Origin of the sequence: Nonomuraea mangrovi (genome assembly GCF_042681425.1) — a bacterium.
Lineage (GTDB): Bacteria > Actinomycetota > Actinomycetes > Streptosporangiales > Streptosporangiaceae > Nonomuraea > Nonomuraea mangrovi.
Genome location: NZ_JBHUFV010000043.1, coordinates 72,827 through 86,006 on the forward strand (window position 1 = coordinate 72,827; position 13,180 = coordinate 86,006).

The 13,180-nt window shown below is 68.9% G+C and carries 12 protein-coding genes; 7 read left to right on the forward strand and 5 right to left on the reverse strand.

Annotation, left to right across the window (positions count from 1 at the left end; genetic code table 11):
• Positions 1-280: 280 nt before the first annotated feature.
• The 3 genes from ACFSKW_RS28435 to ACFSKW_RS28445 all read right to left on the reverse strand — a co-directional run bounded on the left by ACFSKW_RS28435 (position 281) and on the right by ACFSKW_RS28445 (position 2,899).
• Positions 281-742, reverse strand: a complete 462-nt coding sequence (locus tag ACFSKW_RS28435) for a helix-turn-helix transcriptional regulator (protein WP_379575528.1) — start codon at positions 740-742, stop codon at positions 281-283.
• 403 nt (positions 743-1,145) lie between these two features.
• A complete protein-coding gene (locus ACFSKW_RS28440; RefSeq protein WP_379575529.1) occupies positions 1,146-1,811 on the reverse strand; it encodes a hypothetical protein in 666 nt (221 codons plus the stop codon).
• A gap of 365 nt (positions 1,812-2,176) precedes the next feature.
• Positions 2,177-2,899, reverse strand: coding sequence for a TetR/AcrR family transcriptional regulator (locus ACFSKW_RS28445; protein WP_379575530.1), 723 nt, complete (start codon positions 2,897-2,899; stop codon positions 2,177-2,179).
• A gap of 116 nt (positions 2,900-3,015) precedes the next feature.
• On the opposite strand from ACFSKW_RS28445, the gene ACFSKW_RS28450 reads away from it, so the two are divergent.
• From ACFSKW_RS28450 to ACFSKW_RS28460, 3 genes are all read left to right on the forward strand, one after another.
• Complete coding sequence (locus ACFSKW_RS28450) at positions 3,016-4,302, forward strand: hypothetical protein (RefSeq protein WP_379575531.1); 1,287 nt, start codon at positions 3,016-3,018, stop codon at positions 4,300-4,302.
• 293 nt (positions 4,303-4,595) lie between these two features.
• Positions 4,596-4,853 carry a hypothetical protein gene (locus ACFSKW_RS28455; RefSeq protein ID WP_379575532.1) on the forward strand — a complete coding sequence of 86 codons (258 nt, stop codon included), beginning with the start codon at positions 4,596-4,598 and terminating at the stop codon, positions 4,851-4,853.
• Positions 4,854-5,313: 460 nt separating this feature from the next.
• Entirely contained in the window at positions 5,314-6,582 is a 1,269-nt protein-coding gene (locus ACFSKW_RS28460; protein ID WP_379575533.1) for an FAD-dependent oxidoreductase, read from the forward strand.
• On the opposite strand, the gene ACFSKW_RS28465 is transcribed toward ACFSKW_RS28460, so the two are convergent.
• Positions 6,579-7,022, reverse strand: a complete 444-nt coding sequence (locus ACFSKW_RS28465; protein ID WP_379575534.1) for a hypothetical protein — start codon at positions 7,020-7,022, stop codon at positions 6,579-6,581. The genes ACFSKW_RS28460 and ACFSKW_RS28465 overlap by 4 nt on opposite strands.
• 220 nt (positions 7,023-7,242) lie before the next feature.
• Entirely contained in the window at positions 7,243-7,923 is a 681-nt protein-coding gene (locus ACFSKW_RS28470; RefSeq protein WP_379575535.1) for a GAP family protein, read from the reverse strand.
• A gap of 70 nt (positions 7,924-7,993) precedes the next feature.
• Between ACFSKW_RS28470 and ACFSKW_RS28475 the strand changes: the two genes are divergently transcribed.
• The 4 genes from ACFSKW_RS28475 to ACFSKW_RS28490 all read left to right on the forward strand — a co-directional run bounded on the left by ACFSKW_RS28475 (position 7,994) and on the right by ACFSKW_RS28490 (position 13,134).
• Entirely contained in the window at positions 7,994-8,677 is a 684-nt protein-coding gene (locus tag ACFSKW_RS28475; RefSeq protein ID WP_379575536.1) for a TetR/AcrR family transcriptional regulator, read from the forward strand.
• A gap of 1,206 nt (positions 8,678-9,883) precedes the next feature.
• Positions 9,884-11,206 carry a S41 family peptidase gene (locus ACFSKW_RS28480; protein ID WP_379575537.1) on the forward strand — a complete coding sequence of 441 codons (1,323 nt, stop codon included), beginning with the start codon at positions 9,884-9,886 and terminating at the stop codon, positions 11,204-11,206.
• Between the two features lie 203 nt (positions 11,207-11,409).
• Positions 11,410-12,459: an alpha/beta fold hydrolase gene (locus ACFSKW_RS28485; RefSeq protein WP_379575538.1), complete on the forward strand. Its 1,050-nt coding sequence runs from the start codon at positions 11,410-11,412 to the stop codon at positions 12,457-12,459.
• Positions 12,460-12,468: 9 nt separating this feature from the next.
• Entirely contained in the window at positions 12,469-13,134 is a 666-nt protein-coding gene (locus tag ACFSKW_RS28490; RefSeq protein WP_379575539.1) for a TetR/AcrR family transcriptional regulator, read from the forward strand.
• The last annotated feature ends 46 nt before the right edge of the window (positions 13,135-13,180 follow it).

Here is a 13,180-nt window from a genome sequence, read left to right on the forward strand (position 1 = left end):
CCCCTGCAGGTCGTACACTGTTCACCATTTCAGCGAGACCTGTTCTTTCCTTTTCACCAGGATCGGGGGACACGACGACTGATCGGCCCGAGCTCCGCGCCCGAAACCCGGCCCGGCCACGCGGGAAGCGTCCGTGCCCCGTGTAACGCGAGTTCCTGCCTGGCGTAGGTCTCAAGGACTGCCGGATGGCGCTCGACATCAGCCGGAGCCCACCGGGACGCGCGTCAAGCAGTCAGGACGGATCGCGATTCGCCCACGGACTGCCCCAGGACTGTGGGAACTACCCCCGGGCGGCGGTGGTCGACGGAAGCTCGCCGAACCGCGAACGGTACTCGCCGGCGAATCGGCCAAGATGGGTCATGCCCCAGCGATACGCTATTTCTCCGATCCGGTCACCGGTCGACAGTATGTCGTGGCGTATCCGGTCCAGCCGGAGGTCGCGGACGTAACCCATCGGAGATGTCCCGAGTTTCTCCCGGAACGCGCTGCTGATCGTCCGCGCGCTGCACCCGGCTGCCTCCGCGATCTGGCCGAGGGAGATCGGTTCCGACAGGTTGGCTTCGACGAAGGCGACGGCCGCACGCAGCGCTCTGGGATGCGGCATCCCGGGGACGCCGCGCAGCGTGGCGGTATGGGTGTGTGACTGGGCCAGCAGCAGCGCGGTCACGATGCAGCGCAACTGGCCCCGTTGCAGTTCCTCCCGCTGGAACAGCGGGTCGCCGCAGTCGAGTTGCTCGATCAATGACCGATCAGCAGCTTCACCGCCCTGCCCCGCGGTTCGGATAGGTCGAGCGGAAGGTCGAAACGCACGGTGGAACCGGTCGGGCGCCCGGTGAGCGCCGCGAGTTCTCGCTGGACGAGCCCGGCGTCGATCCGCAGGCCCAGGAATCTCGTCCCCGGCCGGTTCGGGCGAAGTTCCTGGCCATGTACGTGCGCTGCCTGTCGTTGAGGTCCGCCCACGCGGCGGCCGCACGCTCTTGGGTGGTCACGCCGCGACGTTACCAACGGGCGGCGAGAGAAGCGGGGCGCCTGCGGCTTGGGGGTCGCTGTGCGGGCGTAGCTGACGAAACTGCCGCCGCACGTGTCTCCCGTGCTTGGACGTTGTGCGTCGATCTCTCTCGCTCACTCGACGGAGCCGCACGCGCTCACATGAGCCAGAGCGCCACGCCGACGGCCAGTGCGACGCAGCCACCGAGCGCGTCGATGAGCCTCTTGCGCCCGGTCCCGTCGGTCAGCAGGAACTCCGAGGCCGACAGCGCCGCGAACGTGGCGAGCACCAGCCACGGGCTCCATGCCACCAGGAGGCAGAGCCCGACCTCCCTGGAGATCGCCCCGAGAGTGGCGAACACCTGCCGGGGGCTCAACGGCCCCGTGTCCCACCCGGCGGGCTGCCGGAACTGGCGCGGCTCGGCGGATCCTGTGCGGAGGTCGTGGAGCAGCAGTGGCTCGAAGAGCGCCCATGTCAGCGTGATGGCCCATAAGCCGATCCAGGCCGCCTCCACCGCCTGCGCGGCCGCCCAGGACACGACCGCGAGGCGCAGGAGCTCCTGGACGCCGGTGGCGGCCGCCAACAGCCCCACCATGATCACTGGCCGTCGCCTGTTGGCTGCCACCCTTCCGGCTAAGAAGAGTGGCATGGGCAGCACCGTCGTGCCGGCCAACAGCACCAGGCCCCATCCCAGCTCGCTCCAGGTCGGCGCGGCGCCCCAGACGCCCAGACCGGCGGCGACCAAAGCGCACAGGAACAACATGGCAAGCAGTTCGCGGAGGCGGCGGACGGCCACTTCACGCCGGATCGGTTCGTCGTCCATCGCGCCCCCTGTCAGATGCCCCACCAGTAAGACGATCTTCTTTGTGCGGCTGGTTCCTCCTCGAAGGTGATCATCTCCGGCAGCTGGGACAAGACGGTGCGCATCGGCCCGACTCGTCCCCGGCATGTTCGGCTTGCTGCCGCGTCAGCTCCGCCCCGGGCAGCGGTCAGCTCGGCACTCGTGGCCTCCGCGGCGCGCCGATCGAGCAGGACCGCACCGGCCGTCCCGCCCGCTACGGCGAGCAGATCGAAGTCGACACCGCCGGCTCTGCCGGCCGTTGCCGCAAAACAGCATCTCGAGAGGGCTCACCTGTAGGCCAGGCGCCTTCGTGCCCGGCGTGCGCGGGGCGTTGCCGGAGGAGTCATTCAGGCCACGCGCAGGTTTGGACTCCGCGTGAGGCCGAGGAGGCCGAGCAGGTCGTCCATCATGTGCTCGAACAGCGGCAGAGGGTCCTCGAAGGCGAATTTGTGGTGTCCGTAGACGGCCATGCAGAGCAGCCCGTAGATCTGCCGCCAGCAGATGACCATGAGCAGCACCACCCCGATCGGGAACTCCAGGCCGACGGTCGTGCGGTAGGTGCGCAACTGCGACGCCAGGACGGGGTCGATGTCCTCGTCGGCGAGGCAGGTCAGCCCCCCTTCGTGCCACAGCTGTGCGAACAGCCGCCCGAACAGGCCGCCCAGCTCACGCGCGATGACTATCGGGATGCCCTCCTCTGACGCGGCGACCTTGGGGAAGCCGGCGCCCATGAGCAGGTCGAACTCGACCTTGTTGGCCAGCGACCAGTCGAGCACGGCCCGGGTGCCGGCGTGCAACTGGGCGCTGACGTCGTCGGGGTCCTGGCGCCGCACGGCCCGGGCGACAGTGTCAATGAACTCCGCGGTGACGTCGTCGTAAACGGCGCGGACGAGGCCTGCCCTGCCGTTGAAGTAGCGGTAGAGGGCGGGGGGCGTCACTCCGACACCGCGGGCCACGGCGGCGACGGTGAGGCCCTCGATGCCCTCCTCCGCGGCGATCCTCCGGGCCACGACCTTGGCGTCGCGTTCGAGCTCGGCCCGCATTCGTTCCCGTCGCGTCAACGCTGTCACTCGCCTATCTTCTCCGGTCTCGCCCGCTGCGGCCACTTGCGGTGAAGAGGCAACACATGATTAATGGTATTCACTCTTTAATGGATCATCATTGAAACGGTGCGAAGGAGTCCTTGATGGGTACCCGCAGAGGCGGCTGGCCGGTGACAGTGGTCGCGATCCTCCTGGCGACCACCGGCTGTGCGACGGGCGCCGGCCCCGCCGCCCTGTCACAGCCGAGCCCGAGCGTCACCGCCACTCCGGACGTCAGGAAGACGGCGCTGGCCGAGGCGGCGAAGAGCCTTCCCGCCGTACTCTCCGCCCCAGGGCCGGTCGCCTGCTCGGAGAGCGACTCCCAGTGGCGGGCCACGGCCTACGACGAGTCCTTCCGCACCCGTACCGCCACCATCTCCAGCACCACGCTCGCGCCTCTCCTGACCGAGATCGCCACGAAGGTGGACGGAGAGGAGGCGTTCGTTCGCAGCCTGTGTGGCGCCGAGGGAGATCCCGGCATCAGCCCGGTCTCGCCGGACGGCCGCCGGGTCGCCATCCAGGTGGACTTCCCGTCCAGCGGCGACCCGACGCACGTCGGCTGGCTGGACCTCAGCACGGGGACATTCACGGACCTCACCGACAGGTCGAACAAGAAGGGGTACGTCAAGGAGACGTTCTCCGACAAGGACCCCGGATTCGCGCCTGACGGGTCGTTCTGGTTCCGGCGTGACTCCCAGCAGTACTTCTCGGCGGACCCGAACGGCCGGCTGACCCCGCGCCGGCTCAGCCTGGCCTGTTTCAGCAACAGGGACGAGGACACCTTCTACCGCGTCGTGCGATCGGTCGCCGTGCTGTGCCCGGGCATCGTCCATCCCTCCGGGAGGTTCGCGGCCGACCCCGGTGGCGTGGCCGTGGGGATGGCCTTGGTCCAAGGAGCCGAGCTGGACATCCTGACGAACACGGTCGAGCGGTACGCCGACGCTCCCATCCAGCTGCCGTTCGGCATGAAGGTCGCCGTGCGCGACGGCGGCGACCTGCGGGACTGCAACCCCGTCGCCTGGATCAACACCACCGACCTGCTCTGCGCGGGAGCGAGCAACGACTTCTACACCGTGGAGATCGACCCCAGGACCGCCCGGGACGACCTCGAGTACGTGCAGTCCACCGAGGTGAAGGTGAAGGCCGAGATCGCCCCCGCCACCGAGACAGCGATCATCTCGGTGGCCGTCTCTCGAGACCGCCGCTCTCTGATCATCGCGGCCGACGAGAACAACGACACCTCCACGGCCAAGCTGTACCGCGCCAGCCTGATCTCCCCCTCGAAGCCCGTGGAGATCGGCCCGATCCCGGCAGAGTCGCGGGAACACTTCACCCTCTTGGGCAACTACCAGCAGCCCGTACGAGCCGCCAGCGGTGTGCGCAGACCGTGAGCTGGGAGGTGTACTGCGGTACAGCGCCTGTGGCCGGGAGGTGTACTGCGGTACAGCGCCTGTGGCCGGGAGGTGCCGACCCGTCCATGGTCTGCTGCTACTCAGGGTCGGCCACCAGCGCAGCGGTCGGCTCGTCGAGATGCTCCTTGAGCTCGGCGTGGCGTGCCTCGGCCAGGTCCTCGGCGTTCGCAAGCACCCGATCGCCGCCGGGCAACACCGGCCGGCAGATCCGACACCCTGACCGTCCTCGACGCCGGCCGGCATCGCCGCCGCCTACCGGCAGGCCGGCGGCGGTGGCCTGGACATCGACCTGGACGGCGCGGGTGCCGGTGGACCCGGAGGTGGCCTGGGCCTGGCACCGGATCGTCGGCAGCCGTGGCCTGGCCCGGGTCGACGGGCTCGTGGCCGACGCCGGCTACGCCGACCAGTCCCACCTGCATCGGGACGTCATGGCGTTCACCGGGGCGACCCCCGCGACCGTGGCCGGCGCCAACGGCTGTTCCCGGGTTCCTCAACCCCGTGATGCCGCCCGTACCCAGGAGAACCGATGACCGTCCCCGCGCTCCCTCGCGCGATGGCCTTCCGCGGCCGCCACGACGAAACGCCGCCGGCCCGCCCGGCGTTGTGTCCCGTTGGAACCGAGGCGGTCCCGCTCAACCCGAGGCTTCGTCGATTCGACTCATGATCAACGGGTCTCCCTCTGGGTGTGGTTGTCCCTTCTATCCGAGGTACCGAGGCCAGGGCCGATGCGCTGCCTCATGATCGACGGGACGCGACAGCTGTGAGATTCCGCGACGAAATCGCCCCGCCGTGTCCCGTCGACCACGTCATCGATCGCAGTCACCACATCACGACCATTGATCCAGATCCCAGACTCACCAACAGAGTCAGTCTCACTCTCGCCCCGAGCCTGGCTCCGGCAAAGACTTGCTTCATCCCGGTCCTGAACCGGCCGAGAGCATCACCGTCGCGGCGACACTGATCATCGGCCGATAAAGAGGGAGGATGTGGATGGCGCAGCCGAGTGTGGTCGAGTGTGGTTCGGAGGCCGCCGGCGCCCGACGCGGCGTCGTGGTGATCGGTGCCGGCCCCTACGGGCTGTCCGTCGCCGCGCACCTGCGGGCCGCCGGTGTGGCGGTGCGTGTGTTCGGCGAGGTGATGGGCAGTTGGCGTCATGTCATGGCCACCGGCATGTTCCTCAAGTCGGCGCCGCAGGCCACTGACCTTGCGGCACCGGCGCCCGGTGGCCGGCTGGCCGATTTCTGCCGGCAAGCCGGCCTGCCCGAGCTGACGGAGCTGACCCCGATCCCCAGTGACCTGTTCGTCCGCTATGGGACGTGGTTTGCCAACCGGTTCGCCGGCGAGGTCGAGGACACACGCGTGGCGTGGCTGAACCGGCGTCGCGATGGCGGCTTCCATCTCGTGCTGGATGACGGCGCACACCTTCAAGCCGATGCGGTGGTCGTCGCGTGCGGTCTGCGCCCGCTCGCCCACGTGCCTCGTGTGCTGGCCGATCTGGCCCCGCAAGGGACGGGACCGCGGTCGCCGGTGTCGCATTCGAGCGATCACAGCTGCCTGTCCGGCTATGCCGGGCAGCAGATCGCGGTGGTGGGAGGCGGGCAATCGGCGATGGAGAGCGCGGCTTTGTTGCATGAGAGCGGGGCCCTGGTCGAGGTGCTGGTCAGAGGAACGCGGGCGCGGTGGGGGCAGAAGCCGACACTTCACCGGCCGCTGGGGCAACGGATCGCGCATCCCGCCTCTCCGCTGGGGCCCGGCTGGGCGCTGTCGGCGCTGTGCCGGGCGCCCGCGGCGGTAGGCCAGCTACCTGCCCCGGCACGGCTGTGGCTGATGCGGCGGGCGCTGGGGCCCTCGGGCGCCTGGTGGCTCCGCGACAGGGTGGAGGGTGTCATACCGGTGCGCACGGACGCCCCGATCCGCCACGCCTGCCTCCAAGACGGCAAGGTAAGGCTGGTGGTGGGCGACGCGGGAGCCGAGTTGACGGTCGACCATGTGCTGGCCGCCACCGGCTACCGCATCGACGTCGACGCGCTGCCCTTCCTGGCATCTGGGCTGCGGAGCGCCATAGCGCGGATACCGGGCTCCAAGGCACCCCAGGTGACGGCGTCGTTTGAGGCTTCGGTGCCGGGCCTGTACTTCACCGGGTCGATGGCCGCTCCGACGTTCGGGCCGATGTTGCGGTTCGTCGCCGGTACCCACTTCGCGGCCGTGACCATCACCCGCCACCTCGCGCGCCAGCGCCGACGCAGCCGAACCACCTAGGGCCTGTTCTGGGTTCGGATCCTTAAGATCCATAAGATTGCGCCTCGCAGGTGGAGCCCGGCGAGGCAGCTGTCAGGGGTCTTGTCGACGCGGAAGGCCGGCCGGGGCCACTCCTTGATCCTGTTGATACAGCGCTCGGCCGTCTTGCGCTGCTTGTAAGGAGCCGCATCGTGGCCGATGGGGCGACCGCCGCGAGAGCCCCGCTTCTTGCGGTTGGTCGCCTGGTCGCTCTTGTCAGGGATGACTGCCCGGATGCCGCGCCGGCGCAGGTAGGCGCGGTTGGCGCGGGAGGAGCAGCCCTCGTCGGCGGCGAAGTCCGAGGGGTACATGCGCATCGCCCGCGCCCGCCACGCCTCCACGACCTTCCCCGACACTCCCTCGAACAGGTTCTCTGGTAACCCGATCCCCTTGCCCCGCTCCAGCTTGACGATCTCGATCAACGGCGTCTCCAGCTGAAGAGGCCCTGGATCCTCCTTCAGCCCCTACAAGAAGCTGCGCGCACCGGTGGCCCCGGCCTCGCCGTCGCCGTCCGGGTCGGGGTGGGGAACCGTGATCAAGTCTTCGAGCGCGGCAACCGCCGCGTCGTGGTGGCGTGAACTCCCTCTCGAACAGCGCCTCGACCGCGCCTGCCAGCCGCTCGATCTGCATCCGGATTACGGGTCAGCCCCACGGAGTCGTGACGGTCATCTGCGGAAAGACCATGTCCACCGCCTCCAGAAGGATCAGCACACCCGCGATCCTGATGACCCAGCGCAGCATCGCGCGGGACCCGGAGGACAGCCCGGCCTGCCACCGCTCGAACCGCGCCTGCGCCCGCTCACCCAGGGCGGCCCAGACGGAAAGGAGCAGGATGCCCGGGATCACCATGATGGTGACGTACACCGCCAGGAGCGGCACCCACTGCACGGCGGGCAGGCCGGCCGAGGTCATGATGCCGATGGCGCCGAAATATGGCACGGCGGTGGCGAACTCGAACAGCCACGTCCCCAGTCCCAGCAGCAACATCGCGCGCACGGTGAAGGGCTGGCTCCGGATCAAGGAGTCGGCGGGCTTCCTGTCGCGGATGAAGAAACTGCCCGCGAAGAGCGCCGTGCCCAGGATGGCCTGACCCCAGGCCCACGCGGTCTCGTCGATCCTCGGCACGACCGCGCCCAGGCCGAGCATGAGCAGGACGCCGAGGGCGAAATACGCGATCGCGACCGATCCCAGGTAGCCGGCGAGCAGCGAGCCCATGCGGCGCGGCCTGGCAAGGAGCAGGGAGAGCGCTACTCCGATCACAGTGGGACTCAGGGTGTCGAGCAGAGCGAGTCCGAGCACCGCCCCGATCGTCCCGATCGACAAGGCCGTCTCCCTCCGGGAATTAACACGCCCGTGTCAAATCATGCTAACACGGGCGTGTTAGCATAGGGAGGTGCCAAAGCTCGTTGATCATGACCGGCGACGAGCCGAGCTTGCCCAGGCCGCTATCCGGGTGATACTGCGCGAGGGCCTGGCCGGGGTAACCGTCCGCGGAGTCGCCGCCGAAGCAGGCTGGTCCACCGGGTCCCTGCGGCACTACTTCAGGAACCAGCACGACCTGCAGTCCCACGTCATCCAAGCCACCATCGACATCCTCCGCCAGCGGGTTTTCACCCGCATCGAGCGGCCCCGCACCCACGGCACGCTAGTCGAGCAGGTCGCCTCGCTCGTGGAGGAGATGCTGCCCTTCGACGACGAGCGGCGCGAGGAGTACGTGCTGTGGGTGGCGGTCGTCGAATGGGAACGCCGCCATCCCCCGGCAGGCGGCTCGGTGACGTGGAAGGAACAGCGAGCGCTGTATCGCCAGTGTGTGGCCATCCTGCGCGGCTACGACTTCGCCCGCGTTCTGGAGCAGGCCCGGCTCCCCCACCCCGATACCCACGTCGAGCTCTGGGCGGCGCTCTTGCACACCTTCGTCGACGGGCTCGCCTCCCAGCTCATGAACACCCCCGACGAGGTGTCCGCGGGCACGGCCACGCAGTTGCTGAGGTCGCTGCTGGAAGCTGTGGCGGCGTTGCCGAGCGTGTCACCAGCCCCGAAACGATCAATATTTCCCAGCTCAGGACCTCAAAGCTAGGGAAGACTGCCGTGCTGGACGTACTTCCTGCGGGTTGGGATGTGGTTGTAGAGGGTGCCGCCCGAGATGCCAGCAGCTTGGCGATCGACGGAGCGCATGGGTCCCCTGCTGGGCTCGTTGTCCTGCATCGCCGTCCCCGGCCGGTATCGCGATCGTGGTCAAGGGACCGCGTGGCGGCGTCCCGTTGTGGCCTCCGCTCGACTCACCCAGAGTTACTGATCATCGATCATGAGCCAGAGCCCATCTTCGCCGCGCTCAACAAGGGGTCCCGGTGGATCCAACGGATATGCCCCTGACCGCGCTCGTGCAGAGACCTCGAGCTGATGGAGCCAGACCTGAGCCTGCCAATCAATGCAGGCCAGAGGCATGTCTGCTGGATTTTCGGCCGAAGCTACGGGGGCCCAGGACCCCGCCACGCGGCTCCCACCCCATGAAGCCGCTCGGTGTCGGTACGCGGCCGAGTGGGCCATCAAGATCCGGTGGCCGCTCACCGTCGATCCGTCCGAGCGGGAGGCGCTCACCGACCTCGGCCGGGCTTGCCCGACCCGCACAGCTCGTCGGCGAGGCCCCGCAGCGCCTTGACGGTAGGGACATCCGCCCAAGCACGAGCGCGTTATCCGTGGGCACTGGCTCGCAGGGGCCGCGCTTGAACTCTTTGACATAGCCGAGCAGGTGGCCTGCCGAGCTGGCCATGCCGTGCGAGGTGAGATCGACGGCCTCAGTCACTCGCGCCATGATCTCGACCAGGCCGGGAGAGTCGGCCCTCGGAGTGTGGAGGAACGGAAGCGTACGCTAAGCCGGTTCGCCCAGCTCACCGATGGTGCGTGATCGTCTTCAGGTGAAGTGCGAACGACACGCTGTTCTCCTGACACACGGACAGCGTGATCCGGGTCGGTGGCCATGGAGACCCCAGGTGAGCGGTCAGGTGATCTCCTGGCAGGTGGTCAGCAGATCTTTGGATCTGCGTGAGCGGAATGCCGGCCTGTCTCTTCAACAGCTGCTCAACCGAGAGCGACATCCGCGGAGAGCACTGCCGCGCAGGTCTGGTCCCATCTCCGAAATCCGTCGCCGCTCATGTTCTAGATTGTGATCGTGATATTTCCGGACTTCGGGACCGAATCCGTACCTGTGGTACTCCCCACCGCCGATCCGAGCCTGAGCGGCGAGTCCGCATTGCTCCGGGCGGAGAAGGCGGAGTTCGAAGCGGTGTTCGGCGCCGCGCTTGAGGTCCACGAGCCGGGACCGGTCGACGGTCCCCGCTGGGAACTGGTCATCGAACCAGACCGCGACGGCCCCGCCGTACTGGACTGGAGCCCACAAGACCGGGTGCTGACTTCACGAGCGGCGGACGCGGGCGGGCTGATGCGCAGCTTTCAACTGGTCCACACGATGGCCCGCACCCGCTCCACCCGCGAGGTGGATGTGCCGTGTGCCAGCATCCAGGACGCGGTCGACCAGACAGTAGCCGAAGTCGGTGCCGCCTTCCCCGGACTTGAACTGCGTGGTCTTGACTGGCCGGAGATCTGTGCGGAGCACGCCAAGGGTGTCGTGGAGGCGGACGACCCGCTCGCGGCCGCACAACGCTGGATGGCTCGCCTCCAGGACGCACACACCAAGATCGATCCAGCCGTACGCCCCACTCCGCTGCCTTACGTCGTATCCGTCCGCGATGGTGAGGCCTGGTTCGTCCGGGTTCCCGAGGGGACGCCTGCCCGTGAAGCGGGAGTACGACCCGGCGAGCGAATCATCAGCCTCAACGGGGCGAGCGGGCCTGAGTTGGCTCGGCTGATCCAGGATTGCTGGTCACGGACTGCGGCGCCGCGGCACATGCGCAGCCTGCTCGCTGGACGTCGCCTCCTCGCCGTTCAGGAGTCCATCAGCATGACGGCCGCGGGGGCAGAGTGGATGGAGGACGGTGGATGCGACCCTGTCGAGTTGATCGAGTGGCGGCGGCTGGCATCCGACACCGGCTATGTGCGGCTCAAGATCTGGCAGGGCGAGGTGGCTCAGGGCTTCGACGCGGCCCTGGCCGAGCTGAGTGGTTGTGATCGCCTGGTCCTGGACCTGCGCGGCAACGTCGGCGGAAACCTCATGTTGGCCACCGGTGCCAGAGACAGGTTCCTGCGCGAGACCACCCATCTCGGCTGGAGCCGGTTCAGCGACGGCAGGGGCGGACTCGGGCCCCGAGTCGCCCTTTTCGGCGAGCCGTCCCCAGAGCGTCGCTGGCCGGGGCGACTCGTCGTCCTCATCGACCCCTTGACCTACTCATCCAGCGAGGACTTCCTCCTCGGACTGCAAGGCCTGGAGCACGTCACCGTGGTCGGGCGGCCCAGCGGGGGCGGCAGCGGACGCGCCCGCTCGCTGCGCCTGCTCCCGGACTGGATGCTGACGGTCAGCACGGCGCTGACCTACGACAGGACCGGCCACTGTGTCGAGAACAACGGCATTCCCGTGGATGTGCCGGTCTGCTCGGACGGGCCTGGCCATGCACAGGACGATCCGGCGATCCGGGCGGCCCTCACGTCCTGAGGTCCGCCCGAGAGACTTACCAGCCCTTCACCGGGTCCTCGGGCCGGAAGGTGCCGGATGCCGTGTTCTCCCCCGTCCCTGTCCCTGCGCTCTGGAAGAAGCACCGGTCGGGGCGGGGCGTTCGCGTCTCAGGGCTCCACGCGCTCTCGTTGGCTCAGCGCTGGTTGCCGGAAGCCGGCGGGAGGCGCCCGAGGCTGGCGAGGGTGCGGGCGTTCTGGGTGCGGGCCGGCCAGCACCACTGTGCGGCGATCTCCCGCTCGCTGAAGGCTTCTTCGACCGCGGCCCAACCGTTAGGATACGACTGTATCCATTCGGAGGGGATGAGGTTCACCATGCGCGCACCCGACCTGCCGTCCGCCTTCACCAGCGACTCTGCCCGTGACAAGTACTTCGCCACCTATGACCGAGTGCTCGGCGAGCTGTGGCCAGTGCCGGTGGACGCCATCGACGTCGAGACCCGCGCCGGCAGCGTGCGGATCCACCGGGCCGGGCCCGCCAAGGGGGACCCGGTGATCCTCCTGGCCGGTGCCGGCGGGAACGCGCTGGCCTGGTACCGCTACATCGAGCCGCTGGCACGCATACGCCCGGTCTTCGCCGTCGACCCGCTCGGCGAGCCCGGGCGCTCGGTTCAGAAGCAATCGCTTGCGACCGGTGCTGAGGTCGGCGGCTGGCTCACCGATGTCCTGGCCGCGGTCGGTGCCGAGCGCGCACATGTGGTGGGCTCCTCGTACGGCGGCTGGACCGCGGTGGAACAGCAGCTTGGCGGGGGCGGCCGGGTCGCGGCGCTGACGCTGGTGGATCCGGTCGGCTTCGCGCCGCTGACCGGGCGGTTCTACCGGTGGGTCATCGTCGGCGGTATGGCCGCCCTGCTTCCTCGTGCGCTGCGACGCCGTGTCGCCGGCGCAGTGAGCAACGGAGCGCTGCGCGAGGACGTGCTGATGAAGCTGATGCTGGCCGGCCGGTCCTTCCGTCGGCGGCTGCCCATCCCGCCCGCCTACACCGACGAGCAGGTGCGTGAGCTGTCCGTGCCCGTGCAGGTGTTGCTGGGCGCCCGCAGCGCGGTGCACGACGCGCAGGCGGTTGCCGGCCGGCTGGCCGAGATCGCGCCGTCGTGGCGGGTGGAGATCGTGCCCGACACCGGACATGCGCTGCCCGTCGAAGCTCCAGACCTGGTCACCGAGCGGATCCTTGCCTTCCCCTGCCAAGCCCGGGCCGAGATCGCAACGCCGGGGCACAGCACGGGCCGCAGCTAGGAAGCCGGCATGCCCAAACAGGTGGACCATGATGAGCGGCGACGCCAGTTGACCGAGGCGCTGCTGCGCATCGCCGGCACCCGCGGCCTGCAGGCGGTGTCGATGCGTGAGATCGCCGCCGAGGCCGGAGTCTCGCTGCGCGTCGTCCAGTACTACTTCACCGACAAGCAGGCCCTGCTCGAATCCGGCCTCGCCGAGTTGGCCGCCCGCCTGGACCGCCGAGTCAGGCAGCGGGCCGCCGTCACGGGCGGGCTGTCCACGCGAGGGGTCTTCGAAACCGTCCTCGGCGCGATCCTGCCCTCCGACGAACAGAGCCGGCTGGACTCGCTGGCCTGGACCGCCTACTACACCGCCGCCCTCACCGACCCGGCGCTCGCCGCGGCCGCGCTCACCCGACCCGACGCGCTGGAAGACTTCCTCACCACCCGGCTCACCACCGCGCAGCAGGCCGGGGACCTCGCCTCCGATCGCGACCCGCGTACCGAGGTCGCCACACTTCTCGCTCTCGCCAACGGCCTGACCGCCAGTGTCCTGGGCCGACAGCGCAGCCACGAAGCCGCCACCACGATCATCGACTACCACCTCGACCGCCTCTTCGGGCCGACGGCCACGCTACGGCCGCCCCCGGACCGATCCGCACCGACCCAGGTTCCCAGCCCGTCGCAACCTGGATGACCTCGTGCGGTTGGTCCAGGGTCGCGGGGGGGGGGGGGGGGGGGGG

Bases quoted from the DNA above. Each gene is read 5' to 3' on its own strand.
- ACFSKW_RS28490 (WP_379575539.1), top strand. From the start codon at position 12,469: ATGCCCAAACAGGTGGACCATGATGAGCGGCGACGCCAGTTGACCGAG.
- ACFSKW_RS28440 (WP_379575529.1), bottom strand. From the start codon at position 1,811: ATGGACGACGAACCGATCCGGCGTGAAGTGGCCGTCCGCCGCCTCCGC.
- ACFSKW_RS28450 (WP_379575531.1), top strand. From the start codon at position 3,016: ATGGGTACCCGCAGAGGCGGCTGGCCGGTGACAGTGGTCGCGATCCTC.
- ACFSKW_RS28460 (WP_379575533.1), top strand. From the start codon at position 5,314: ATGGCGCAGCCGAGTGTGGTCGAGTGTGGTTCGGAGGCCGCCGGCGCC.